Raw genomic sequence first — 23,625 nt, forward strand, 5'->3', positions numbered from 1 at the left:
TATGAAATTAACCGATAGATCGCCTGCCAGTTTTTCTCCTGCTGCACAATATTCGGAATCATCCGCTAACGGTTTGTTTGATGAACCTGGAAAGCAGCGTCGGGACTTTTCCAATACGATAACCGTATCTGAAATAAAGAAGCCGGACGCTTCACTGCTTTCTGCCGAAGATGGGTTGTCAAAAAAGTACTCCCTTTTGAGTGATTGCAATGTAACGGTTTCCCGCGAGCTGAAGTGGGTCGAAAAGGAAGATGGGGTTGAAGTCGCAAAAGATAGCTTGGTGATAGAAACTACAAGCCAGGCGGATACTGTTCATGTTAAGCGCGCAAAAAATGGCGGTCTTGATATTGTCGTCAATGATCGGGCTTACCATATAGACAGCCATCAACCTGAGCAGAAAATTCCGCAGATCCATATTAAAACCCTCGGCGGTGACGACCGCGTATGGGTCGATCCTGATGTCGGCGAGCACATGCTGATTGAGACCGGGGACGGTGCGGACCATGTGAGGGCTGGGGCCGGCAATACGCGGGTGTTTGCTGGTGCCGGCAACGATACCGTGGCGCTGGGAAGCGGTTTTGGTTATGTCGAGGGCGGTGAAGGCGATGACGTACTGATTGGCGGCAGCGGTATGAGTGCGATGTACGGTAATAATGGCAACGATAAAATGTTTGCAGGCTACTTTGCCAATACTCAAAAAACCTACATGGATGGCGGCCGTGGTGATGATGAGATGTACGCAATAAGCGGGCGCACTATCATGCACGGCGGTATGGGTGATAATGCGATGACAAGTTATGGCGGTAGCCATATTTATACCGGCAAAGGCAATAATAGGGTTGTCTCACTCAATGATGCAGATACTATATTTGCCAAGAAAGAGGATGTTGTACTGCGCGACCCTGGGTCTAAGTTGGTAGACGTCAGCTATTCCGATGTAGGGCATGAGGGGTTGAAGGTTACGGGGCGCCCTGAATTCAGACAGCGGGTCGAAGATGATCTTGAGTTGCTCCGGCTTTCACCGACCGGGCAACAACTGTTAGCGGAATTGGATGCGGCTTTCCAACGTAACACCATGCCCAAGCTCGATTCGGAGGGGGTTGAAACCAAAAAAGAGAAAAACAGGCGGCAGCCGGAAAATCAGATCATTAAGATCAAGGAGCTAGAGACGGATAACGGGAACTTCTTTTCCCGGGAACTGGGCTTTAATCCTTCCTTTATAGATACCGTGCATCAGTCATTTCCAATCAGTGTTTTACAGCATGAACTGTCGCACGGTTTTAATTGGGTAAACAAAAGTAAGTTAGAAGGCCAAACCAGGGTAAATGATAGCGCCACTGGCCTGGAGGACAATATGGAGCGTCAAGCCGTCGGGTTACAGACAAACGAGTCATTCGATTTCGACAGAGACCCATCTACGCCGCCTACATTCACCAATCCAAAGCCTTTCACGGAGAACGGCCTTCGTGAGGAGATGGGCGAACCCTTGCGTACGGCCTACAAAATCGAAAATGTTGTATGAAAGGCCAATGAGCCTGCACAGGGAAGTCGTGAGCCAAGGGCATTAAATCAGAACTCGCCTTGTGCAAATGTGGTCGAATAGTCGATTGCAACGTGAGCGCACACCCGTGCGCGATGCATTTAGGGAGCGTCACCCATGAAACGTTTTGCCTTGGCGATTATTTGCAGTGCTTTGGCCACATCGGCCCTGGCCGCGCCGAAAGACTGTGAAGAGCTCAGGAAAGAGATTGAAGTCGGCCTGCAGGCCAAGGCAATCCCCTCCTACACCCTGGAAATCATCACCGCCGAAGAAGCCAAGAATCATGACGAAGCCATGATCGTCGGCTCTTGCGAAAACGGCACCAAGCGCATCATCTACCAGCGCAACGATGACTGATCAGGGAATGCAGTTGACGCTGCGTTCCTCGGCCAGCAACTGACGCTGGGCGTTATACAGGCGGATATTAGGGGTGAAGCCCAGCGAGCGCCCTTCCAGGCGGTAGCGCTGGCCGGCCTGGAACTGGTCGTATTGCAGGGTGATAAAACAGGTGCGCTCCTGGGGCTGGTTCAGCCCGCCACCCAGGCCGGCGCCGGCATACACTTCAAAGTCAAAACGCACCATCAACTCATGGCTGCCTGATGGCACCTGGAAGTAGCGCCCATCGTCGAGGGCCTTACCGTCCAGGCGCTGCGCCATGACCAGTTTGGCGCCCGGCGTCGGGGTGGCGAAATCGACCCAGGCCTGTTGCGGGTCTGCCGGCGGGATCGGTGTGGAGGCGCAGGCGCTGAGAAATATCGCCGCGAGGGGAAGCAGGAGCTGACGCATAACGGGTACTCAACCGTAGGAATGGTATGAGCATAACCCCTGCCAGGCAGTTAGTCTGGCAGGCCGATGACGGTGGAGCGGTTTGAAATGATGTGGCGTTTATTGGCGGGGCTGACGTGCCTGTTGCTCGGCGGTTGCTCCAGTGTCAGCTATTACAGCCAACTGGCCAGCGGCCAATGGCAGTTGCTGCGAGCGCGGGAACCGGTGGCCGCAGTGATTGCCGATCCGGCGCGGCCGCAAGTGTTGCGCGATCACCTGGCGCAATCCCAGAAAGCGCGCACCTTCGCCAGTCAACAACTGCACCTGCCCGACAACCAGAGCTATCGCCTGTACGCCGATATTGGCCGGCCATACGTCGTCTGGAATGTCTTCGCTACATCGGAATTTTCCTTGCTGCCCCAGAACCATTGCTTTCCGATCGCCGGGTGCGTGGCCTACCGCGGTTATTACACTCAGGGTGCGGCACGGGGCGAGGCCGCGCTGTTGCAACGGCGTGGCATGGATGTGTCGATTGGCGGGGTCGAGGCTTATTCCACCCTGGGCTGGTTCAATGATCCGATCATGAGTTCGATGATGCGCTGGGGTGAAGAGCGCCTGGCCACGGTGATTTTTCACGAGCTGGCGCACCAGCGTTTTTATGTGAAGGACGACACCGAGTTCAATGAGTCGTTTGCCACCTTTGTCGAACAGGAAGGCACCCGACAATGGCGCGCGGTCCGCGGTCTTGCGCCTGCGAGCGAGTCGACCTTAAAGCAGCGCGACCAATTTATCCAACTGATCCTCGACACCCGCAGCCGCCTGGAGCGCCTGTATGCGCAGCCGTTGGCCGCAGATGCCATGCGCCAGGCCAAGGCGGCCGAGTTCGAGCGCTTGCGCCGTGATTATCGGCACTTGCGTGACAGCCAGTGGGCCGGTGACCCGCGTTATGACGCCTGGATCAATCAGCCGATGAACAATGCGCGCTTGCTGCCATTTGGTTTGTATGACCAGTGGGTGCCGGCGTTTGCGGCATTGTTTCACCGGGAGGGCGGGGACTGGCTGAAGTTCTACGGTGCCGTGGAGCAATTGGGAAGGCTGCCTGTGGAGCAGCGCAAACTGGCGTTGCGGCAGTTGGTCGGTGGCGACCTTTAGGGCCTCATCGCTGGCAAGCCAGCTCCCACATTGGTCGGTGTTTACACATCAAAATGTGGGAGCGGGCTTGCCCGCGATAGCCATCTCAAGCCCGCCGCAAAAACGCCTGATGCATCTCCTCCAGTGTCTCAAAATGCCAGCGCGGCGCTTCGGCACTCAACTCTGCAAAGCTGCCAAACCCATACCCAACCGCCGCCGCATCCAGGCCATTGCTGCGTGCGCCGATCAGGTCGTGCTTGCGGTCGCCGATCATCAAGGTGGTGGCCGGGTCCAGGCCTTCCTCACGTATCAAATGGGCGATCAACTCGACTTTGTTGGTGCGCGTGCCGTCCAGCTCGCTGCCGTAGATCACCTTGAAGTGCTTGGCGAAATCGAAATGCCGGGCGATCTCCCGGGCAAATTCCCACGGCTTGGAGGTGGCCACATACAGCTGGCGACCCTGGCCGTTCAACGCTTCCAGCAAGGGCATGACCCCGTCGAATACCCGGTTTTCATAGAGCCCGGTGACCTTGAAGCGCTCGCGATAGAAGTTCACCGCCTCCCAGGCCCGCGCCTCGTCGAAGTCGTAGAACTGCATAAAGGCCTGTAGCAACGGCGGGCCGATAAAGTGTTCAAGCTTGGTCAGGTCCGGCTCATCGATGCCCAGCTTGGCCAGGGCGTACTGGATCGAGCGGGTGATGCCTTCCCGTGGGTCGGTCAGGGTGCCGTCCAGGTCAAACAGGACCGTCTGGTAATCCAGGGTCATTGGGCGAACCCCTCTGCCAGGTGCAGGTCCTTGAGCTTCACGTAGTTCGCGGCGCTGTAGGTGAAAAAGGCGCGTTCCTTGTCAGAAAGTGCACGAATTTGTTTAACCGGGCTGCCCACATACAAAAAGCCGCTTTCAAGTTTCTTGCCCGGCGGCACCAGGCTGCCGGCACCGATGATCACATCGTCCTCAACCACCGCGCCGTCCATCACAATGCTGCCCATGCCGATCAGGATGCGGTTGCCCACGGTGCAGCCATGCAGCATGACTTTATGGGCGATGGTTACATCGTCGCCGATCAGCAGCGGGAAACCGTCAGGATTGAACGGCCCGGCGTGGGTAATGTGCAGCACGCAGCCGTCCTGCACGCTGGTGCGCGCACCGATGCGGATACGGTGCATGTCGCCGCGAATCACCGTCAGCGGCCAGACCGAGCTGTCGGCGCCGATTTGAACATCGCCGATCACCACCGCCGAAGCATCGACGAAAGCCCCGGCGCCGAGGGTTGGCGTGTGATTCTGATAGGTGCGAAGGGTCACGATAGCCTCTCTCTGTTTGGTTGATAGCTGCGGTGGACGTTGATTGTAATTAAGATGGCCCCATCTTTGTCTTACCTGTTTCTTCAGCCAAGGTGCCAACCGTGAGCGCGAACAACCCTCTTTTGCAGTCCTACGACCTGCCGCCGTTCTCGGCGATCCGTGCCGAGCACGTCCAACCAGCCATCGAACAGATCCTGGCCGACAACCGCGTCGCCATCGAAGGTATCCTGCAAAGCCAGGGAAAAAATCCGACATGGGCCGGCCTGGTCCTGGCCATGGACGAGCTCAACGACCGCCTGGGCGCCGCCTGGAGCCCGGTCAGCCACCTCAATGCCGTGTGCAACAGCGCTGAACTGCGCGAAGCCTACGAGGCCTGCCTGCCGGCATTGAGCGCCTATTCCACCGAGATGGGCCAGAACCGCGAGCTGTTCCAGGCCTTCGAGGCCCTGGCCAACAGCCCGCAAGCGGCCGGTTTCGACGTGGCGCAAAAAACCATTCTGGAGCACGCACTGCGCGATTTCCGTCTGTCGGGCATCGACCTGCCGCCCGAGCAGCAGAAGCGCTATGCCGAAGTGCAGAGCAAACTCTCCGAATTGGGCAGCAAGTTCTCCAACCAACTGCTCGACGCCACCCAGGCCTGGACCAAGCACGTCACCGACGAAGCCGCCCTCGCCGGCCTGACCGACTCGGCCAAGGCGCAAATGGCCGCTGCGGCCCAGGCCAAAGGCCTCGACGGCTGGTTGATCAGCCTGGAATTCCCCAGCTACTACGCGGTGATGACCTACGCCCACGACCGTGCCCTGCGCGAAGAAGTCTACGCGGCCTACTGCACCCGTGCGTCGGACCAGGGCCCGAATGCCGGTCAGAACGATAACGGCCCGGTGATGGAACAGATCCTCGACCTGCGCCAGGAATTGGCCCAACTGCTCGGTTTCGCCTCCTTCTCCGAACTGAGCCTGGCCACCAAAATGGCCGAATCCAGCGACCAGGTACTTGGTTTCCTACGTGACCTGGCCAAGCGCAGCAAACCGTTTGCCGCCCAGGACCTGCAACAGCTCAAGGCCTACGCCGCCGAACAAGGCTGTGCCGACCTGCAAAGCTGGGACAGTGGTTTCTACGGCGAAAAGCTGCGCGAACAGCGCTACAGCGTGTCCCAGGAAGCCCTGCGCGCCTACTTCCCAATCGACAAAGTGCTCGGCGGCCTGTTTGCTATCGTCCAGCGCCTGTACGGCATCGAGATCGCCGAGCAGAAAGGCTTCGACACCTGGCACCCGGATGTTCGCCTGTTTGAAATCAAGGAAAACGGCCAGCACGTCGGCCGCTTCTTCTTCGACCTGTATGCCCGCGCCAACAAGCGTGGCGGCGCCTGGATGGACGGTGCCCGTGACCGCCGGCGCACCGCCGAAGGCGTGCTGCAAAGCCCGGTGGCCAACCTGGTGTGCAACTTCACCCCGGCCGACAGCGGCAAGCCTGCCCTGCTGACCCACGATGAAGTCACCACCCTGTTCCATGAGTTCGGCCACGGCCTGCACCACCTGCTGACCCGCGTCGAACACGCCGGTGTATCCGGCATCAACGGCGTGGCCTGGGATGCGGTGGAGTTGCCGAGCCAGTTCATGGAGAACTGGTGCTGGGAGCCGGAAGGCCTGGCGCTGATTTCCGGTCACTACGAAAGTGGCGAAGCCCTGCCCCAGGACCTGCTGGAAAAAATGCTCGCGGCGAAGAACTTCCAGTCCGGCCTGATGATGGTGCGCCAGCTGGAATTCTCGCTGTTCGACTTTGAGTTGCACGCCACCCACGGCGATGGCCGCAGCGTGGCGCAGGTGCTCGAAGGCGTGCGCGACGAAGTCTCGGTGATGCGCCCGCCGGCCTACAACCGCTTCCCCAACAGCTTCGCGCATATTTTCGCCGGGGGTTACGCGGCGGGGTACTACAGCTACAAGTGGGCTGAAGTACTGTCGGCGGATGCCTTCTCCAAGTTTGAAGAAGACGGCGTGCTCAATGCCCAAACTGGCCGGGCCTTCCGCGAGGCGATCCTGGCCCGTGGCGGTTCCCAGGCACCGATGGTGCTGTTCGTCGACTTCCGCGGACGCGCACCGTCGATTGACGCACTCTTGCGCCACAGCGGCCTGAGTGAGGACGCGGCAGCATGAGTGACGTGCCTGTGATCACCAAAAAACAATTTATCGCCGGCGCCGTGTGCCCGGCGTGCAGCGAGCCGGACAAGCTGAAGATGTGGACCGAAGACAGCGTGCCGCACCGCGAGTGCGTGGCCTGCGGTTATACCGACACGCTTAATGACCAGGGGTTGTCGGTGCCCAAGGAATTGGGCACGCGGGTTAATACCTCGGCGTTGAAAGCACCGGCCGACCCCAAGGTGCAGGCGGTGCAGTTCTTCCCTAATCCGAAGCTGAAAAAAGACTAAAGAAGCGACGCCAACCACTGTAGGAGCGAGCTTGTGTGGGAGCGGGCTTGCTCGCGATAGCGCTGTATCAGTCGACATTTTTGTTAGCTGACACACCGCATTCGCGAGCAAGCCCGCTCCCACACAGGTTCGCTCCTACATTTTTTTGCGCGCATTTCTCGAATTTCCTGGCTGAAACGATTCTCCCATTCCTTAGCCTGCTATCATTTGTAACCATTGATTACATCCACAACGACAAGCCGCTCCATGAAGCGACTGCTCAAGCCCGTGACCACATGATGAGGTGCCACCATGTCTGATCAAGATCGAGACAACCCCCGGCGTGACTTTTTGCGCAAATCCTTGACCTTGATCCCGGTGGTCACGGTTGCCAGCACCGGCCTTGGCGGCTCAATGCTGATGGCCACGCCCGAACCTGCCCAGGCCAGCCCGGCCAAGGCGCCTGCTAGCGAAAAGGCCTACGAGCCCAGTTACTTCACCACTGAGGAGTGGGCTTTTATCAACGCCGCCGTCGCGCGCTTGATCCCCGCCGATGCCCAAGGCCCAGGCGCCCTGGAAGCCGGCGCGCCGGAATATATCGACCGGCAGATGAACACCCCCTACGCCAGTGGCGCCCTGTGGTTTATGCAAGGCCCGTTCAATGCCGACGCTCCGCCCGAGATGGGCTGGCAGAGCAAACTGGTGCCCAAGGAGATCTATCGCCTGGGTATTGCCGCCACGGATGCCTGGTCGAAAGCGTTCAACGGTAAAGCATTTGCTGGGCAAGACAGCGCTACCCAGGATGATCTGCTGCGCCGCCTGGAGGCAGGCGGTGCCGAAACCGGTGAGCATTTCGCGGCGGTTCCGCCGAAGATTTTCTTCAACCTGTTGCTGCAAAACACCAAGGAAGGGTTCTTCTGCGACCCGATCCACGGCGGCAACAAAGGCATGGTTGGCTGGACCATGATCGGCTTCCCCGGCGCCCGCGCCGATTTTATGGATTGGGTGGAACGCAGCGAGCAATACCCCTTCCCGGCTGTTTCCATCCGTGGCGAGAGGGCATAAACGTGGCGACCATCATGAAGAAAGTCGATGCAGTCATCGTTGGCTTTGGCTGGACTGGCGCGATCATGGCCAAAGAGCTGACGGAGGCGGGCTTGCACGTGGTAGCGCTGGAGCGCGGCCCGATGCAGGACACCTACCCGGACGGCAATTACCCACAAGTGATCGATGAACTGACCTACAGCGTGCGCAAAAAGCTGTTCCAGGACATTTCCAAAGAAACCGTGACCATTCGCCATAGCATGAATGACATTGCCTTGCCCAACCGGCAGTTGGGTGCCTTCCTGCCGGGCAATGGCGTGGGCGGCGCGGGCCTGCATTGGTCGGGCGTGCATTTTCGGGTGGACCCCATCGAATTGCGCATGCGCAGCCACTACGAAGAGCGCTACGGCAAACATTTCATTCCCAAGGACATGACCATCCAGGACTTCGGCGTCAGCTACGAAGAACTGGAACCGTTCTTTGACTATGCCGAAAAAGTCTTCGGCACCTCCGGCCAGGCCTGGACCGTAAAGGGTCAGTTGGTGGGTGAAGGCAAGGGCGGCAACCCTTACGCGCCGGATCGCTCCAGCCATTTCCCACTGGAGTCGCAGAAAAATACCTACTCGGCGCAGCTGTTCCAGAAAGCTGCCGCCGATGTGGGCTACAAACCCTACAACCTACCTTCGGCCAATACCTCGGGGCCCTACACCAACCCCTATGGCGCGCAGATGGGCCCGTGCAACTTCTGCGGGTTTTGCAGTGGGTATGTCTGCTACATGTACTCCAAGGCCTCGCCCAACGTGAACATCCTGCCGGCCCTGCGCCAGGTGCCGAACTTTGAGCTGCGGCCAAATTCCCACGTGCTCAAGGTCAATCTCGACAGCAGCAAGCGCAAAGCCACCGGCGTGACCTACATCGACGCCCAGGGCCGCGAGATCGAGCAACCGGCGGACCTGGTGATTCTCGGCGCCTTCCAGTTCCACAACGTGCGCCTGATGCTGCTCTCGGGCATCGGCAAACCCTATGACCCGATCAGCGGCGAAGGGGTGGTGGGCAAGAACTTCGCCTACCAGAACATGGCCACTATCAAGGCCTACTTCGATAAAGACGTGCACACCAACAACTTTATCGGCGCCGGCGGCAATGGCGTGGCGGTGGACGATTTCAACGCCGATAACTTCGACCATGGTCCTCATGGCTTCGTTGGCGGCTCGCCGATGTGGGTCAACCAGGCGGGCAGCCGGCCGATTGCCGGCACCTCCAACCCACCGGGCACGCCGGCCTGGGGCAGTGCGTGGAAGCGCGCCACGGCCGATTACTACACCCACCAGGTGTCGATGGATGCCCACGGTGCCCATCAATCCTACCGGGGCAACTACCTCGACCTGGACCCGGTTTACCGCGATGCCTACGGCTTGCCGCTGCTGCGCATGACCTTCGACTGGCAGGAAAACGACATCAAGATGAACCGCTTCATGGTCGAGAAAATGGGCAAGATCGCCGAAGCGATGAACCCCAAGGCGATTGCCGTGCTCGGCAAAAAAGTCGGCGAGCACTTCAACACCGCGTCCTACCAGACCACCCACCTCAACGGTGGCGCGATCATGGGCACCGACCCGAAGACCAGCGCATTGAACCGCTACCTGCAGTGCTGGGATGTGCACAACGTGTTTGTCCCAGGGGCGTCTGCTTTCCCACAAGGCCTGGGTTACAACCCTACGGGCCTGGTGGCGGCACTGACCTATTGGTCGGCCCGGGCGATTCGCGAGCAGTACCTGAAAAATCCCGGCCCGCTGGTTCAGGCATAAGGAGCGACGACCATGAAAGCATTTGTTATCGCAACCCTGGCCCTGTTCAGCAGTTGCTCGGTGAGCGCCGCGCAAACGGATCTGATCAAACAAGGCCAATACCTGGCCCGCGCCGGTGACTGCGTGGCCTGCCACACCGCCAAGGGCGGCAAGCCGTTTGCCGGTGGCCTGGCGATGGAAACCCCGATTGGCGTGATCTACTCCACCAACATCACCCCGGACAAAACCGGCCTGGGGGACTACAGCTTTGCAGACTTCGATAAGGCCGTGCGCCATGGTGTCGCCAAAAGCGGTAGTACCCTTTACCCGGCGATGCCCTACCCGTCTTACGCACGCGTCAGCGAAACCGATATGCAGGCGCTGTATGCGTACTTTATGAACGGCGTGGAGCCGGTCGCCCAGGCGAACCAGGACAGTGATATTCCCTGGCCCTTGAGCATGCGCTGGCCCCTGGCGGCATGGCGTTGGATGTTTGCGCCCGAGGTGGCGGGCTATCAGGCCCCGGCCGTTGCCGACCCGGTGATCAGCCGGGGTGCCTACCTGGTGGAAGGCCTCGGCCACTGTGGCGCCTGCCACACTCCGCGGGCCCTGACCATGCAGGAAAAGGCCCTGAGCGCGTCGCAAGGTACGGCGTTCCTGTCCGGCAGTGCGCCCCTGGAAGGCTGGATCGCCAAAAGCCTGCGCGGCGACCACAAGGATGGCCTGGGCAGTTGGAGCGAAGAGCAACTGGTGCAGTTTCTCAAGACCGGTCGCAGTGATCGCAGCGCAGTGTTTGGCGGTATGAGCGATGTTGTCGTACACAGCATGCAGTACATGTCTGAAGACGACCTGAACGCTATCGCCCGCTACCTCAAGAGCCTGCCGGCGGTGGACCCCAAGGATCAGCCGCACCAGTACGACAAGCAAGTGGCCGAGGCGCTGTGGAAAGGCGATGACCGCCAGCCGGGCGCGGCGGTGTACATCGATAACTGCGCGGCCTGCCATCGTACCGATGGCCATGGCTACACCCGGGTGTTCCCGGCGCTGGCGGGCAACCCGGTGGTGCAGACGGCGGATGCCACATCGTTGATCAACATTGTGTTGAATGGCGGCACCCTGCCGGCCACTCACGCCGCGCCCTCTACCTTCACCATGCCGGCCTTTGCCTGGCGGCTGTCGGATCAGGAAGTGGCGGATGTGGTCAGTTTCATCCGTGGCAGTTGGGGTAACCAGGGCGCGCCGGTGAAGGCCGGTGATGTGGCCGACCTGCGCAAGCAGGCGCCATAGTCAGGTGGCGGCATTGGTGCCAGGCAGTGCCAATGCCGTCCCGCAGGGCCTGTTTCAGTTGCTCATATCCAGTTTGATTTTTGAGGCGGCAGTAGCAAGTTCGATAAGCAGCGCTTTGTCTTGAGCATCAACGTCGTTGTCTTGATCAATATCGCCATGGGCAGAGACTTTTGTGAACTCCCCTGTTGCAGGGTTCTTCGAGACACGCACGGCATATGAGCTCTGGATTTGCGGTAAGAACGTTTCTGGGTTCATCGTTGTGGTTATGAACTCAATCACGGCCGCATCTTTGTTAATGGTGACCATGATGCTTTTGGTTATTTCATGGGGGGTCATGATGGTTTCACGCCTCGGATGTGGGCTGACGTGATTACCGTACGTTGGCGAGCCAATGGCTTCTACTGTCAGAGATGACAGGTGGATATATATCCAAGGTCGCACGCCAATCGTCTGTTGGCCCTGTACACACTGCGAAATCTCGAATACTGTTTTTATATACAGTATTGGGGCTATCTTCATGTCTATCACCATGCCACCACGCGGGCGAGGCACCGCCACCAACCTGCACAATCGTTTCGCGCCCACGGTCAGTGTGGCCGAGGACGACGGCTGGTATCAGGAAGTACCGCCAACCCAGGGCACCGAAGTGCGTATCGAGACGGCGAAGACCATCATCACCCGCAACACCTCGCCGGACCTGCCATTCGACCGCTCCATCAACCCTTACCGGGGCTGTGAGCACGGTTGCATTTATTGTTATGCGCGGCCCAGCCATGCCTATTGGGACATGTCCCCGGGCCTGGACTTTGAAACCAGACTGATCGCCAAGAGCAACGCCGCCCAGGTGCTGGAGCAACAACTGTCCAAGCCCGGCTATGTGTGCGCGCCGATCAACCTGGGTTCCAACACGGACCCCTACCAACCCATCGAACGTGAATACACGATCACCCGGCAGATCCTGGAAGTGCTGCTGCGCTATCGCCACCCGGTGACCATCGTGACCAAGGGCTCGCTGATCCTGCGTGACCTTGACCTGCTCACGGCGCTGGCCCGCCAGCGGCTGGTGGCGGTGATGATCAGCCTCACCAGCCTGGACGATGAGCTCAAGCGCATCCTGGAGCCCCGGACGGCGGCGCCCAAGGCGCGGCTGCGGGCGATCCGGGTGATGCGCGGGGCGGGTATCCCGGTGGGCGTGCTGTGTTCGCCGATGATTCCGATGATCAACGACAGCGAACTGGAAAGCCTGCTGGCCGAAGCCCATGCTGCCGGGGCGCAGAGCGCGGCCTATATGATGCTGCGCCTGCCCCTTGAAGTGGCGCCGCTGTTCGAGGAGTGGCTGGCGGCCCATTACCCGCAACGGGCGGCCCATGTGATGAGCCTGGTGCGTCAGGTGCGCGGTGGCGAAGTCTATGACAGCCGCTTTGGTGTACGCATGCGCGGTGAGGGGCCGTTTGCCGATTTGCTGGCACAACGATTTGCCAAAGCGATCAAGCGCTTGGGGCTCAAGCATCGGGAGGGGTTCAATCTTGATTGCAGTGCATTCTGCCCGCCCGGCAGGCAACTGGCTTTGTTGTAGACTGACACAAATATATGCGTTGCCTTGTCAGGGTGGTCGCGATTTGACATCACTGAAACCCGCGAAATAGAGCGGTTCATTCAGTTTGAGTTAAGTTTCGGCAGGTACTTTGTTCATCGAGTGACTGATGGGGCGGCGGTGCAGGCGGGACACTTTTTTGTGTGGTTTCCCCTGCTATGCGCGTCGACCTGAACTGCAAAACTCCCCGCGAGGATGAATCATGAGTGACAAGGATAAACAGCCGTTGGCTGCGTCGGCTTCAGCCCCCCACGAGGCGGAGTCCGCCGATGCAGCGCTGCAACACATTGTTGATGGTTTTTTGCATTTCCATAACGAGATCTTTCCCCAGCAGGAAGAACTCTTCAAAAAGCTCGCCACGGCCCAGAGCCCACGGGCGATGTTTATCACCTGTGCCGACTCGCGCATTGTTCCCGAACTGATTACCCAAAGCTCCCCGGGCGATCTGTTTGTCACCCGTAACGTGGGTAACGTCGTGCCGCCCTATGGGCAGATGAACGGTGGTGTGTCCACGGCCATCGAGTACGCGGTGCTGGCCCTGGGCGTGCAGCACATTATTGTCTGTGGCCACTCCGATTGTGGTGCGATGCGGGCGGTGCTCAACCCCCAGAGCCTGGAAAAAATGCCCACGGTCAAAGCCTGGCTGCGCCACGCCGAGGTCGCCAAGACCATGGTCCAGGACAACTGTGATTGCGCCAACGAAGGCGAAAGCATGCAGGTGCTGACCGAAGAAAACGTCATCGCCCAGTTGCAACACTTGCGCACCCACCCTTCTGTGGCTTCGCGCATGGCCAACGGTCAACTGTTTATCCATGGCTGGATCTACAACATCGAGACCAGCGAGATCAAAGCCTACGATGCGGACCAGGCTACGTTCCTGCCGTTGAACGGTTCGCTACCGATCCCTTCGGCGACGCCAAAAGCGCGCTTCTAAAACATTCCCTGCCGGGTAACGCGATGGCTGCCATGGATGCAGCCAGGCCTTGCCACGCCCGGCGAATGCCTCGGGAGAGTCATTATGCGTGCAGCTCAATTAAAAACAGTGCTGCCACGGGAGCTGTTGGCTTCGGTGGTGGTGTTTCTGGTGGCCCTGCCCTTATGCATGGGAATCGCCATTGCCTCGGGCATGCCACCGGCCAAGGGCCTGATCACCGGGATCATTGGTGGCCTGGTGGTGGGCTGGCTGGCCGGCTCGCCCCTGCAAGTCAGCGGCCCGGCGGCCGGCCTGGCGGTGCTGGTGTTCGAGCTGGTGCGCCAGCACGGCATGCAGATGCTTGGGCCGATCCTGCTGTTGGCGGGCTTCCTGCAACTGGTGGCCGGGCGCCTGCGCCTGGGCTGCTGGTTCCGGGTGACGGCGCCGGCGGTGGTCTATGGCATGTTGGCGGGGATTGGGGTGTTGATTGTCCTGTCGCAAGTGCATGTGATGCTCGATGGGGTGCCCAAACCCTCGGGGCTGGATAACCTCGCGGCCTTCCCCGCTGCGCTGGCCCAGGCCATTCCCGGCCTGGGTGGCGGGCTCGGTTGGCAAGCCGGCCTGCTCGGGTTGGCGACGATTCTGGTTATGTGGTTGTGGGACAAATTCCGCCCGCAAACACTGCGCTTTGTCCCGGGCGCGCTGCTGGGCGTGGGCCTGGCGACCGTGACCAGCCTGGTGTTGGCCTTGCAGGTCAAGCGTGTGGAAGTGCCGGAAAACCTGGCCGATGCCATTGATTGGCTGCGTCCCAGCGACCTGCTGAACCTGGCCGATCCCAGCCTGTTGATCGCCGCCTTCGCGGTGGCCTTTATCGCCAGTGCCGAAACGTTGCTCTCGGCGGCGGCGGTGGACCGCATGCACAACGGCCAGCGCTCGGACTTCGACAAGGAATTGTCCGCCCAGGGTGTAGGCAACATGCTCTGCGGCCTGGTGGGGGCGTTGCCCATGACCGGGGTGATCGTACGCAGTTCGGCCAACGTCCAGGCCGGGGCGACCACGCGCTTGTCGGCGATGTTCCATGGCCTCTGGCTGCTGGCCTTTGTGCTGTTGCTGTCGAGCGTGCTGCAAAGCATTCCGGTGGCGAGCCTGGCGGGGGTGCTGGTATACACCGGGATCAAGTTGGTGGACCTCAAGGCATTCCGTGGCCTGGCGCGTTATGGCCGGATGCCGATGTTCACCTACGCGGCCACGGCCCTGGCGATCATCTTGACCGACTTGCTGACGGGCGTACTGGTAGGTTTCGGGCTGACCCTGGTGAAACTGGCGTGGAAGGCTTCACGCTTGAAAGTCAGCCTGATCGACCTGCCCCAGGACGGTGAAATGGAGTTGCGCCTGATCGGTGCCGCGACGTTTCTCAAGGTGCCTGCCTTGACCCAGGTGCTGGCGAGCGTGCCGGCGGGGACCACGGTGCATGTGCCGCTCAATAACCTGAGTTACGTGGACCATTCGTGCCTGGAGTTGCTGGAGGAATGGGGGCGGGCCAATGCGGCCAAGGGCTCGACGCTGGTGATCGAGGCGCGGGGGTTGAAGCGTAGGCTGGAAGGGCGGATACGGACCACGACCCGGATCGGCTCTGCCCCGCAGCTGGCTGACGAAACCGGATAAAAATGTGGGAGCGGGCTTGTGTGGGAGCCGGGCTTGCCCGCGATAGCATCACCGCGGTGTAACTGATACACCACGGTGCCTGCATCGCGGGCAAGCCCGGCTCCCACATTTGTTCTATGCCTGGCAGGAAAACTCAGGCCGGCTGATCCAGCTCCAACTCCACGCCCAATTGGCGCGACAGGCACGGCCAGCGCTTCCACGCGGCTTCCGTTGCCGGGCTCTTGAGCTGGTCGCGATAGGCCTCGACGGACTCCAGGGCGAAGCTTTCTTCATTGAGCATTTCATCCACCGCCAGGTGCACGGCTTCGTCCAACTGATTGGCAAATGCTTCGCCGATCAACTGGTGAGCAATCACGTTGGCAACGGTGGTGTCCGCCGGAATCAACGGCTGGCCGAAATGCTTGATATACAAATCGTTTACTTCTTCCACCAGCCGATGGGCCAGGTAGGCCTCGTCCAGCAGGCCGTTGAGGCCTTCATGGGCGGCCAGGATGGCCGGTGGCTGAAGAAAGAAATGCTCGGCGATTTTCAGTACGGGTTTGATCTGGCTTTCGATCCCGGCTTCCCGGGCCACGTCGTTGGCGGCATCCAGCAGGTCCGGGACCTGATCGATGTAGGCAGTGACGAAGCGCGTCATTACGGCATTACGGTCACCCTCGGCCAGGGAAATGGCCGAGTGCAGGTGCGGTAACTGTGCGTCCAGTTGTTTGGCCAATTGGCCAGTGGACGCTTCGTGTTGATGGGCACGGGAAATCTGCTCGCGCAATGCGGCGGTGTTCATGAAAGCTCCAGGAATACGGGCGTAGGAAAGGGGATTGCATAAGGTAGCTCGTTTATACGAGCCCCTAAGATGCATTTGTCATAATTATTTCATGGTTATGCGCCGTGGTTATATCGAATAGCCATCGTTCGTCGGATAGGCCCTAAATCTGCGGGTCATCCAGCGCCGTTCGTCTCTTTTTACTGATTTGCCCTCATACATTGCGGGGTCGCAGTCGCTGTCTATACTCGGGTTTGTACGCAATTAGCTGATGACGCCCAACTGCATTTAGGCAGGCAAGGCTTGGCGGATGTAAGCAGTTTGGAAGCCGCCCCCTTGGCCGCAGGTGCAAACCGGCGGGATAACAAGAACGATAAGGGGAACCCGCAATGACGCGACATCCACATGTTTGGATGGGCTTACTCTTGTGGTCAGTATTCAGCCAGGCGCAAGCCGCCTGGACGGTGAATATGGCACCAGGGGCCACTGAAGTCAGTCACGCCGTGTTCGACCTGCACATGACCATTTTCTGGATCTGTGTGGTGATCGGCATCATCGTGTTTGGCGCCATGTTCTGGTCGATGATTATGCATCGCCGCTCCACGGGCCAGGTGGCGGCCAAGTTCCACGAAAGTACGACGGTGGAAATTCTCTGGACCGTAGTGCCCTTGCTGATCCTCGTCGCCATGGCTGTTCCGGCGACCAAGACCCTGATCAACATCTACGACAGCAGTGAGTCGGATATCGATATCCAGGTCACCGGCTATCAGTGGAAGTGGCACTACAAATACCTGGGCCAGGACGTCGAGTTCTTCAGCAACCTGGCCACCCCCGCCGAGCAGATCCATAACCAGGCCACCAAGGGCGAACACTACCTGCTGGAAGTCGACCAGCCGCTGGTGCTGCCGGTGGGCGCCAAGGTGCGCTTTTTGGTGACCGCCGCCGACGTGATCCACTCCTGGTGGGTGCCGGCGTTTGCGGTCAAGCGCGATGCCATCCCCGGCTTCGTCAACGAGGCCTGGACCCGGGTCGACAAGCCCGGGATCTACCGTGGCCAGTGTGCGGAGCTGTGCGGCAAGGACCACGGGTTCATGCCCATCGTGGTCGAGGTCAAGTCCAAGGCCGACTACGCAACCTGGCTCGACGAGCGCAAGGTCGAGGCTGCCAAGCTCAAGGAGCTGACCTCCAAAGAGTGGACGCTCGAAGAGCTGGTAGCCCGTGGCGACAAGGTCTACCACACCACCTGCGTGGCCTGTCACCAGGCCGAAGGCCAGGGCCTGCCGCCGATGTTCCCGGCGCTCAAAGGCTCGAAAATCGCCACTGGGCCGGCGGCAGACCACCTGAACATCGTCTACCACGGCAAGCCCGGCACGGCGATGGCGGCCTTCGGCAAGCAACTGTCGGAAGTCGATATTGCAGCGGTGGTGACTTACGAGCGTAACGCCTGGGGCAACAACAAAGGCGACATGGTCACGCCTAAAGACGTGCTGGCCATCAAACAGGCGCAAAGCCAATGAACCTCTTCATTGCGTATGCCCTGAATCGCCCTACCCATCCGCTTGCAGGAGAACGGCCATGAGCACTGTGATCGATGACCACGGTCATGCCGCTGACCACGCCCACGGCCCCGCCAAGGGCCTGATGCGCTGGGTGCTGACCACCAACCACAAAGATATCGGGACCATGTACCTGTGGTTCAGTTTCGCCATGTTCCTGCTCGGCGGCTCGTTCGCCATGGTGATCCGCGCCGAGCTGTTCCAGCCGGGCTTGCAGATCGTCGAGCCGGCGTTCTTCAACCAGATGACCACCATGCATGGCCTGATCATGGTGTTTGGCGCGGTGATGCCGGCGTTTGTCGGCCTGGCCAACTGGATGATCCCGCTGATGATCGGTGCGCCGGACATGGCCCTGCCGCGCATGAACAACTTCAGCTTCTGGCTGCTGCCGGCGGCGTTCCTGCTGCTGGTCTCGACCCTGTTCAGCCCGGGCGGCGGGCCGAACTTTGGCTGGACCTTCTATGCCCCGCTCTCCACCACCTACGCCCCGGAAAGCGTGACGTTCTTTATCTTCGCCATCCACCTGATGGGTATCAGCTCGATCATGGGCGCGATCAACGTGGTCGCCACCATCCTCAACCTGCGTGCCCCGGGCATGACCCTGATGAAGATGCCGCTGTTTGTCTGGACCTGGCTGATCACCGCCTTCCTGCTGATTGCGGTGATGCCGGTGCTGGCCGGTTGCGTGACCATGATGCTGATGGATATCCACTTTGGCACCAGCTTCTTCAGCGCTGCCGGCGGCGGTGACCCGGTGTTGTTCCAGCATGTGTTCTGGTTCTTCGGCCACCCCGAGGTGTACATCATGATCCTGCCGGCCTTCGGCGCCGTCAGCTCGATCATCCCGACCTTTTCGCGCAAGCCGCTGTTTGGCTACACTTCGATGGTCTATGCCACGGCGAGCATCGCGTTCCTGTCGTTTATCGTGTGGGCGCACCATATGTTCGTGGTGGGTATTCCGTTGGTGGGCGAGTTGTTCTTCATGTACGCCACCCTGCTGATCGCGGTGCCCACCGGGGTCAAGGTGTTCAACTGGGTCAGCACCATGTGGCAAGGCTCGCTGACCTTTGAGACGCCGATGCTGTTTGCCGTGGCCTTTGTGATCCTGTTCACCATCGGCGGCTTTTCCGGGCTGATGCTGGCCATCGCCCCGGCGGACTTCCAGTACCACGACACCTACTTTGTAGTGGCGCATTTCCATTACGTACTGGTGCCCGGCGCAATCTTCGGGATCTTCGCCTCGGCCTACTACTGGCTGCCGAAATGGACCGGCCATATGTACGACGAAACCCTGGGCAAGCTGCATTTCTGGCTGTCGTTCGTGGGCATGAACATGGCGTTCTTCCCCATGCACTTTGTGGGGCTGGCCGGTATGCCACGGCGGGTGCCGGACTACAACCTGCAGTTCGCCGACTTCAACATGGTGTCGTCGATTGGTGCCTTTATGTTCGGCGCCACGCAGATCTTCTTCCTGTTTATCGTGATCAAGTGCATCCGTGGCGGCAAGCCGGCGCCGGCCAAGCCGTGGGATGGCGCCGAAGGGCTGGAGTGGAGCGTGCCTTCGCCAGCGCCGTACCACACCTTCACCACACCGCCGGAGGTCAAATGAACCCGGTCATGAAAACACCGCCGCCGCCCTGTGGGAGCGGGCTTGCCCGCGATGACGGCCTCAAGATCCGCCGCGAACTTGAAGCCCTCATCGCAGGCAAGCCCACAGAAAAGCCAAGAGTAGGTGGGCGCCATGGCTGATTCCGTGCCCCTCAACCGCCTGGTCACGCGCCTGTTGATCCTGGTGCTGGCGATGTTCGCCTTCGGCTTTGCCCTGGTGCCGATCTACGACGTGATGTGCAAGGCCTTCGGCATCAATGGCAAGACCGCCGGGCAGTACGAAGGCTCACAGGTGGTCGACCCGTCGCGCCAGATACGGGTGCAGTTCCTGTCGACCAATGCCATCGATATGGTCTGGGAATTCCACTCCAAGGCCGACGAGATTGTGGTCCACCCCGGCGCGGTCAACGAAATGGTGTTCGTGGCCTTCAACCCCACCGACAAGCCGATGACGGCCCAGGCGATCCCGAGTATTTCCCCGGCCGAAGCGGCGATGTACTTCCACAAGACCGAGTGTTTTTGCTTTACCCAGCAAGTGCTGCAACCGGGAGAGCGCATCGAGATGCCGGTGCGCTTCATTGTCGATCGCGACATGCCCAAGGATGTGAAGCATTTGACCCTGGCGTACACGCTGTTCGATATCACTGCGCGCCAACCGCCCGTGGCTGTCCATACCGGCGGCTAGGCGTGCCTGCGGGCTCGATTAGGAGAACGGATACATGTCGACTCATGATACGTACTACGTACCAGCGCAAAGCAAGTGGCCAATAATTGCCACGTTTGGGCTGTTGATCACCGTGTATGGCCTGGGTGTATGGTTCAACGACCTCAAGGCGGCCCGCCCGGAATCCCACGGCCCGCTGATCTTTTTCGTCGGCAGCCTGCTGCTGGCCTACATGATGTTTGGCTGGTTTGGCGCGGTGATCAAGGAAAGCCGCGCCGGGTTGTATAGCGCGCAGATGGACCGCTCGTTCCGCTGGGGCATGACCTGGTTCATCTTTTCCGAGGTGATGTTTTTTATCGCGTTCTTTGGCGCGCTGTTCTATGTGCGGCACATGTCGGCGCCATGGCTGGCCGGCGAAGGGTCCAAGGGCATTGCCCATATGCTGTGGCCCAATTTCGAGTTCGCCTGGCCGCTGCTCAACAACCCGGACCCCAAGCTGTTTCCGGCGCCGGAAGGCACCATCAGCCCGTGGGGCCTGCCGTTGGTCAACACCATCTTGCTGGTGAGTTCCAGCGTGACCATCACCATTGCCCACCACGCCCTGCGCAAGGGCCATCGCGGCGCGCTGAAGATCTGGCTGGCGCTCACCGTGTTGCTGGGGGTGGCGTTCCTGGGGTTCCAGGCCGAGGAATATATCCACGCCTATAAAGAGCTGGGCCTGACCCTGGGCTCGGGAGTGTATGGCGCGACATTCTTCATGCTCACGGGCTTTCACGGCGCCCACGTGACCATCGGCACGATCATTTTGTTCGTGATGCTGATGCGCATCCTCAAGGGGCATTTCAATGCCGAGCATCAGTTCGGTTTCGAGGCGGCCAGTTGGTATTGGCACTTTGTCGACGTGGTGTGGATCGGTTTGTTTTTCTTCGTCTACGTGCTGTAGCGCATTTACCAGGGGGCGTGGGACACCAGTTGGCCGCTGAAGAACCCCCAGGTGATCAGCGCCAGGGTGATCACGGCCAGCACCACACGCACGGTCAAGGCGGTGACGAGGCGATTGGAGTGGCCCTCGTCCTTGACCAGGAAGAACAAGCCACTGAACAGGCTCACAACGGTAGCGATCAGCATCAGGGCGATAGCGGCTTTGAGCATGGTCAGGCTCCAGGGCTCTTATTTTGAGGGGCGGGCAATGAGATTCAGTATAGCCAGCGCAGCATCGACCTTCGTGGTAACGCCATGAAACGCTTTCGCCCCGGGATTGCACCGACGTTGGTGGTGCTGGTGTTGTTGCCGCTGATGGTGTTCCTGGGTTTTTGGCAAGTGTCCCGTGGCCAGGAAAAACAGGCGCTGCTCCAGAGCTACGCCGAGCGTCGGGCGGCGCAGCCCATCAGCGTCGAGCAACTGGAGGCGGTGGCGGATCCGGCCTTTCGCCGGGTGCAGTTGCGCGGGCAGTTCGACGCCGGGCACAGCGTGCTGCTGGATAACCGCATGCGCGACGGCAAGGCGGGCGTCGAGTTGTTGCAACCCTTTCATGACCAGGCCAGCGGCCAGTGGCTGCTGCTCAATCGCGGCTGGCTACCGTGGCCGGATCGGCGCACGCCGCCAGCCTTCACCACCCCCAACCAGCCTTTGAATATCAACGCCTGGGTATATGTCGCCCCGGGCGAGACGTTTCAGTTGCATGCCGACCCGGCAGCCGCGCAATGGCCGCGCCTGTTGACGGTGTTGCACCCGCAGGTGTTGTGGGCCGAGCTGGAGCGTAGCGGGTTTGCCTTTGAGCTGCGGGCCGAAGCGGGCCCCGCGACCTATGAAACCCAGTGGCCGGTAGTGGCCATGGGGCCGGAAAAACACCTGGGGTATGCCGTGCAGTGGTTCGCCATGGCGCTGGCGCTGCTGGGCCTTTACCTCTACCTCGGCTGGCACAACGCAAGGGAGAAGCACCATGGGAGCGGCCATGAATCCACTCAACATGTCTGACACGCCGGCGGCGCCCAATCGCAGCAAGGGGCGCTGGCAACTGATCCTGATCCTGCTGATGGTGATCGGCCCGATGGTGCTGGCGACCCTGATGTACAAGTTGCAGTTCTGGGTGCCGGACAACCGCAGCGATCATGGCGAGATGATCGGTAATGGCCAGACCCGCGCCGATATCGGCGTGCAGGCCGACGAGCAGCGCTGGCAACTGCTGGTCACCGCGCCTGCGGCCTGCGCCGCCGATTGCCGGCAGTTGGTCTACCTTGCGCGCCAGCTGCAGATCGGCCTGGGGCGTGATGCGTCCCGCGCCAGCCATGCCCTGGCCAGTGCGCAGCCGGTCGGCGCCGAGTATGAGGCCAAGTTGCAGGCCGAGTATCCGCAGTTGCAGCGTTTGCCCCTGGACCTGCCGACTTTCAAGCAGAACGCTGCCGCACCGGGTGATGCGCAACTGTGGATCGTCGACCCCCACGGCAACCTGGTGCTGCGCTACGACGCCCGGGTCAAGGGCAAGGACCTGCTCAACGACCTGCGCCACCTGCTGAAACTGTCGAATATCGGATAAGGGCATCGTCATGGCCAAACCTGGATTTCGCCTCGCGCTGTTTGCCACCCTGCTGGCGCTGATTGTGGTGCTTTTGGGCGCCTACACGCGCCTGACCCATGCCGGCCTCGGTTGCCCGGACTGGCCGGGTTGCTATGGCTTTATCAGCGTGCCGAAAAGCGAGGCCCAACTGGCCCATGCCGAGCTGCACTTTCCCGACGCGCCGGTGGAGGCCGACAAGGGCTGGAACGAGATGATCCATCGTTATGCGGCGGGCACCCTGGGGCTGTTGATCGCGCTGTTGGCCACCCGTGCCTGGACCCATCGGCGGCATCCGGGGCAACCCTTGAAGCTGCCGTTGTTCCTGCTGGCGGTGGTGTTTGCCCAGGCGGCCTTTGGCATGTGGACGGTGACCCTCAAGCTGTGGCCGCAGGTGGTCACCGGGCATTTGCTGGGGGGCTTTGCCACCTTGAGCCTGTTGTTTCTACTGACCCTGCGCCTGTCCGGGGTCTTGCCGGCGCTGATCGTGCCCCGGCGCTTGCAGTATTGGGCCACGGCCGGCCTGGTGCTGGTGATCGGGCAGATCGCCCTGGGTGGCTGGGTCAGTTCCAACTATGCGGCGGTGGCCTGTATTGACTTGCCGACCTGCCATGGCGAGTGGTGGCCGGCGGCGGATTTTGCCAATGGCTTCCACCTGACCCAGCATATCGGCCCCAACTACCTGGGCGGGCAACTGGACAGTGATGCGCGCACGGCGATTCACCTGACCCATCGCCTGGGCGCGCTGGTGGTGACTGTGGCGCTGCTGGGCCTGGCCTGGCAGCTCAAGGCGGTGGGCATGACCCGCCTGGCGGGCCTGCTGCTGGTCGCCCTGGCCGTGCAGATCGGCCTGGGCTTGAGCAATGTGTACTTTCATTTGCCGCTGCCGGTGGCGGTCGCCCATAACGCCGGCGGTGCAGCCTTGTTGCTGACCCTGGTGCTGGTCAATTACCACGCCCGTACCAGCCTGGTGCGGGTCCGTCATCAGGTGCCGTTCGGTTGGCGCTTCAGCCCGCGCAAACACGTCTCGGGCCTGATTACCCTTAAA

General features: G+C 60.4%; 23 protein-coding genes and 1 pseudogene. 18 read left to right on the forward strand and 6 right to left on the reverse strand.

The window, feature by feature from the left end:
* Position 1 precedes the first annotated feature (1 nt).
* Positions 2-1,522 (forward strand): M91 family zinc metallopeptidase, encoded by a 1,521-nt coding sequence (locus tag BLL38_RS15455; protein WP_083743069.1) that lies wholly within the window; start codon positions 2-4, stop codon positions 1,520-1,522.
* Between the two features lie 135 nt (positions 1,523-1,657).
* Positions 1,658-1,897 carry a DUF1161 domain-containing protein gene (locus tag BLL38_RS15460; protein ID WP_076963340.1) on the forward strand — a complete coding sequence of 80 codons (240 nt, stop codon included), beginning with the start codon at positions 1,658-1,660 and terminating at the stop codon, positions 1,895-1,897.
* Here the strand turns inward: BLL38_RS15460 and BLL38_RS15465 are convergent, their stop codons facing one another.
* Positions 1,898-2,326 (reverse strand): PA0061/PA0062 family lipoprotein, encoded by a 429-nt coding sequence (locus BLL38_RS15465; protein WP_076963341.1) that lies wholly within the window; start codon positions 2,324-2,326, stop codon positions 1,898-1,900.
* Positions 2,327-2,413: 87 nt separating this feature from the next.
* On the opposite strand from BLL38_RS15465, the gene BLL38_RS15470 reads away from it, so the two are divergent.
* Positions 2,414-3,457: an aminopeptidase gene (locus tag BLL38_RS15470; protein WP_076963405.1), complete on the forward strand. Its 1,044-nt coding sequence runs from the start codon at positions 2,414-2,416 to the stop codon at positions 3,455-3,457.
* A gap of 85 nt (positions 3,458-3,542) precedes the next feature.
* Here BLL38_RS15470 and BLL38_RS15475 read toward each other — a convergent pair whose 3' ends face one another.
* Together BLL38_RS15475 and BLL38_RS15480 are read right to left on the reverse strand one after the other, a co-directional pair.
* Positions 3,543-4,202: an HAD family hydrolase gene (locus BLL38_RS15475; RefSeq protein ID WP_076963342.1), complete on the reverse strand. Its 660-nt coding sequence runs from the start codon at positions 4,200-4,202 to the stop codon at positions 3,543-3,545.
* Positions 4,199-4,741 carry a gamma carbonic anhydrase family protein gene (locus BLL38_RS15480; RefSeq protein ID WP_076963343.1) on the reverse strand — a complete coding sequence of 181 codons (543 nt, stop codon included), beginning with the start codon at positions 4,739-4,741 and terminating at the stop codon, positions 4,199-4,201. The genes BLL38_RS15475 and BLL38_RS15480 overlap by 4 nt, the downstream gene beginning before the upstream one ends.
* A gap of 101 nt (positions 4,742-4,842) precedes the next feature.
* Between BLL38_RS15480 and prlC the strand changes: the two genes are divergently transcribed.
* The 5 genes from prlC to BLL38_RS15505 all read left to right on the forward strand — a co-directional run bounded on the left by prlC (position 4,843) and on the right by BLL38_RS15505 (position 11,263).
* Positions 4,843-6,894 carry an oligopeptidase A gene (prlC, locus tag BLL38_RS15485; RefSeq protein ID WP_076963344.1) on the forward strand — a complete coding sequence of 684 codons (2,052 nt, stop codon included), beginning with the start codon at positions 4,843-4,845 and terminating at the stop codon, positions 6,892-6,894.
* The gene (locus BLL38_RS15490) at positions 6,891-7,166 is read left to right on the forward strand and encodes a YheV family putative zinc ribbon protein (RefSeq protein WP_076963345.1); all 276 of its coding nucleotides are present in this window, start codon (positions 6,891-6,893) and stop codon (positions 7,164-7,166) included. The genes prlC and BLL38_RS15490 overlap by 4 nt, the downstream gene beginning before the upstream one ends.
* Before the next feature lie 291 nt (positions 7,167-7,457).
* On the forward strand, positions 7,458-8,210 hold the full coding sequence (locus BLL38_RS15495; protein WP_076963346.1) for a gluconate 2-dehydrogenase subunit 3 family protein: 753 nt from the start codon (positions 7,458-7,460) through the stop codon (positions 8,208-8,210).
* A 2-nt stretch (positions 8,211-8,212) separates the two neighbouring features.
* Positions 8,213-9,997: a GMC family oxidoreductase gene (locus BLL38_RS15500; protein WP_076963347.1), complete on the forward strand. Its 1,785-nt coding sequence runs from the start codon at positions 8,213-8,215 to the stop codon at positions 9,995-9,997.
* A gap of 12 nt (positions 9,998-10,009) precedes the next feature.
* Complete coding sequence (locus BLL38_RS15505) at positions 10,010-11,263, forward strand: c-type cytochrome (protein ID WP_076963348.1); 1,254 nt, start codon at positions 10,010-10,012, stop codon at positions 11,261-11,263.
* 54 nt (positions 11,264-11,317) lie between these two features.
* On the opposite strand, the gene BLL38_RS15510 is transcribed toward BLL38_RS15505, so the two are convergent.
* Positions 11,318-11,782 (reverse strand): hypothetical protein, encoded by a 465-nt coding sequence (locus BLL38_RS15510; protein WP_076963349.1) that lies wholly within the window; start codon positions 11,780-11,782, stop codon positions 11,318-11,320.
* Between BLL38_RS15510 and BLL38_RS15515 the strand changes: the two genes are divergently transcribed.
* The 3 genes from BLL38_RS15515 (at position 11,781) to BLL38_RS15525 (ending at position 15,435) form a co-directional block, all read left to right on the forward strand.
* On the forward strand, positions 11,781-12,839 hold the full coding sequence (locus tag BLL38_RS15515) for a PA0069 family radical SAM protein (protein WP_076963350.1): 1,059 nt from the start codon (positions 11,781-11,783) through the stop codon (positions 12,837-12,839). The genes BLL38_RS15510 and BLL38_RS15515 overlap by 2 nt on opposite strands.
* A 220-nt stretch (positions 12,840-13,059) precedes the next feature.
* Complete coding sequence (locus BLL38_RS15520; RefSeq protein WP_076963351.1) at positions 13,060-13,791, forward strand: carbonic anhydrase; 732 nt, start codon at positions 13,060-13,062, stop codon at positions 13,789-13,791.
* An 84-nt stretch (positions 13,792-13,875) separates the two neighbouring features.
* Entirely contained in the window at positions 13,876-15,435 is a 1,560-nt protein-coding gene (locus BLL38_RS15525) for a SulP family inorganic anion transporter (RefSeq protein WP_076963352.1), read from the forward strand.
* Between the two features lie 133 nt (positions 15,436-15,568).
* Here BLL38_RS15525 and BLL38_RS15530 read toward each other — a convergent pair whose 3' ends face one another.
* Entirely contained in the window at positions 15,569-16,216 is a 648-nt protein-coding gene (locus BLL38_RS15530; protein ID WP_076963353.1) for a hypothetical protein, read from the reverse strand.
* Positions 16,217-16,584: 368 nt separating this feature from the next.
* Here BLL38_RS15530 and coxB point away from each other — a divergent pair, with 368 nt between their 5' ends.
* From coxB to BLL38_RS15550, 4 genes are all read left to right on the forward strand, one after another.
* The gene (gene coxB, locus BLL38_RS15535) at positions 16,585-17,712 is read left to right on the forward strand and encodes a cytochrome c oxidase subunit II (protein ID WP_076963354.1); all 1,128 of its coding nucleotides are present in this window, start codon (positions 16,585-16,587) and stop codon (positions 17,710-17,712) included.
* A 58-nt stretch (positions 17,713-17,770) separates the two neighbouring features.
* On the forward strand, positions 17,771-19,360 hold the full coding sequence (gene ctaD, locus BLL38_RS15540) for a cytochrome c oxidase subunit I (RefSeq protein WP_076963355.1): 1,590 nt from the start codon (positions 17,771-17,773) through the stop codon (positions 19,358-19,360).
* A 132-nt stretch (positions 19,361-19,492) separates the two neighbouring features.
* Complete coding sequence (locus BLL38_RS15545; RefSeq protein WP_076963356.1) at positions 19,493-20,044, forward strand: cytochrome c oxidase assembly protein; 552 nt, start codon at positions 19,493-19,495, stop codon at positions 20,042-20,044.
* A 34-nt stretch (positions 20,045-20,078) separates the two neighbouring features.
* On the forward strand, positions 20,079-20,966 hold the full coding sequence (locus BLL38_RS15550) for a cytochrome c oxidase subunit 3 (protein WP_029290317.1): 888 nt from the start codon (positions 20,079-20,081) through the stop codon (positions 20,964-20,966).
* Positions 20,967-20,971: 5 nt separating this feature from the next.
* Here the strand turns inward: BLL38_RS15550 and BLL38_RS15555 are convergent, their stop codons facing one another.
* The gene (locus BLL38_RS15555; protein WP_017528731.1) at positions 20,972-21,175 is read right to left on the reverse strand and encodes a twin transmembrane helix small protein; all 204 of its coding nucleotides are present in this window, start codon (positions 21,173-21,175) and stop codon (positions 20,972-20,974) included.
* Between the two features lie 84 nt (positions 21,176-21,259).
* Between BLL38_RS15555 and BLL38_RS15560 the strand changes: the two genes are divergently transcribed.
* From BLL38_RS15560 to BLL38_RS15570, 3 genes and pseudogenes are all read left to right on the forward strand, one after another.
* The gene (locus BLL38_RS15560; protein ID WP_076963357.1) at positions 21,260-22,000 is read left to right on the forward strand and encodes an SURF1 family protein; all 741 of its coding nucleotides are present in this window, start codon (positions 21,260-21,262) and stop codon (positions 21,998-22,000) included.
* Entirely contained in the window at positions 21,966-22,559 is a 594-nt protein-coding gene (locus BLL38_RS15565; protein WP_076963406.1) for a hypothetical protein, read from the forward strand. Before BLL38_RS15560 ends, BLL38_RS15565 begins: the two co-directional genes overlap by 35 nt.
* 10 nt (positions 22,560-22,569) lie before the next feature.
* Positions 22,570-23,624, forward strand: a pseudogene (locus BLL38_RS15570) (COX15/CtaA family protein).
* The last annotated feature ends 1 nt before the right edge of the window (position 23,625 follow it).

It is taken from the genome of Pseudomonas gessardii (assembly GCF_001983165.1).
Taxonomy (GTDB): Bacteria; Pseudomonadota; Gammaproteobacteria; order Pseudomonadales; family Pseudomonadaceae; genus Aquipseudomonas; species Aquipseudomonas gessardii.

What these genes read in the sequence shown, in the direction of transcription:
- BLL38_RS15495 (WP_076963346.1), top strand. Translation starts at nt 7,458, where the DNA reads ATGTCTGATCAAGATCGAGACAACCCCCGGCGTGACTTTTTGCGCAAA.
- BLL38_RS15525 (WP_076963352.1), top strand. Translation starts at nt 13,876, where the DNA reads ATGCGTGCAGCTCAATTAAAAACAGTGCTGCCACGGGAGCTGTTGGCT.
- BLL38_RS15475 (WP_076963342.1), bottom strand. Translation starts at nt 4,202, where the DNA reads ATGACCCTGGATTACCAGACGGTCCTGTTTGACCTGGACGGCACCCTG.
- BLL38_RS15550 (WP_029290317.1), top strand. Translation starts at nt 20,079, where the DNA reads ATGTCGACTCATGATACGTACTACGTACCAGCGCAAAGCAAGTGGCCA.
- BLL38_RS15530 (WP_076963353.1), bottom strand. Translation starts at nt 16,216, where the DNA reads ATGAACACCGCCGCATTGCGCGAGCAGATTTCCCGTGCCCATCAACAC.
- BLL38_RS15455 (WP_083743069.1), top strand. Translation starts at nt 2, where the DNA reads ATGAAATTAACCGATAGATCGCCTGCCAGTTTTTCTCCTGCTGCACAA.
- BLL38_RS15515 (WP_076963350.1), top strand. Translation starts at nt 11,781, where the DNA reads ATGTCTATCACCATGCCACCACGCGGGCGAGGCACCGCCACCAACCTG.
- BLL38_RS15465 (WP_076963341.1), bottom strand. Translation starts at nt 2,326, where the DNA reads ATGCGTCAGCTCCTGCTTCCCCTCGCGGCGATATTTCTCAGCGCCTGC.
- ctaD (WP_076963355.1), top strand. Translation starts at nt 17,771, where the DNA reads ATGAGCACTGTGATCGATGACCACGGTCATGCCGCTGACCACGCCCAC.
- BLL38_RS15510 (WP_076963349.1), bottom strand. Translation starts at nt 11,782, where the DNA reads ATGAAGATAGCCCCAATACTGTATATAAAAACAGTATTCGAGATTTCG.
- BLL38_RS15545 (WP_076963356.1), top strand. Translation starts at nt 19,493, where the DNA reads ATGGCTGATTCCGTGCCCCTCAACCGCCTGGTCACGCGCCTGTTGATC.
- BLL38_RS15490 (WP_076963345.1), top strand. Translation starts at nt 6,891, where the DNA reads ATGAGTGACGTGCCTGTGATCACCAAAAAACAATTTATCGCCGGCGCC.
- BLL38_RS15505 (WP_076963348.1), top strand. Translation starts at nt 10,010, where the DNA reads ATGAAAGCATTTGTTATCGCAACCCTGGCCCTGTTCAGCAGTTGCTCG.
- BLL38_RS15520 (WP_076963351.1), top strand. Translation starts at nt 13,060, where the DNA reads ATGAGTGACAAGGATAAACAGCCGTTGGCTGCGTCGGCTTCAGCCCCC.
- BLL38_RS15555 (WP_017528731.1), bottom strand. Translation starts at nt 21,175, where the DNA reads ATGCTCAAAGCCGCTATCGCCCTGATGCTGATCGCTACCGTTGTGAGC.
- coxB (WP_076963354.1), top strand. Translation starts at nt 16,585, where the DNA reads ATGACGCGACATCCACATGTTTGGATGGGCTTACTCTTGTGGTCAGTA.
- BLL38_RS15460 (WP_076963340.1), top strand. Translation starts at nt 1,658, where the DNA reads ATGAAACGTTTTGCCTTGGCGATTATTTGCAGTGCTTTGGCCACATCG.
- BLL38_RS15565 (WP_076963406.1), top strand. Translation starts at nt 21,966, where the DNA reads ATGGGAGCGGCCATGAATCCACTCAACATGTCTGACACGCCGGCGGCG.
- BLL38_RS15470 (WP_076963405.1), top strand. Translation starts at nt 2,414, where the DNA reads ATGATGTGGCGTTTATTGGCGGGGCTGACGTGCCTGTTGCTCGGCGGT.
- BLL38_RS15560 (WP_076963357.1), top strand. Translation starts at nt 21,260, where the DNA reads ATGAAACGCTTTCGCCCCGGGATTGCACCGACGTTGGTGGTGCTGGTG.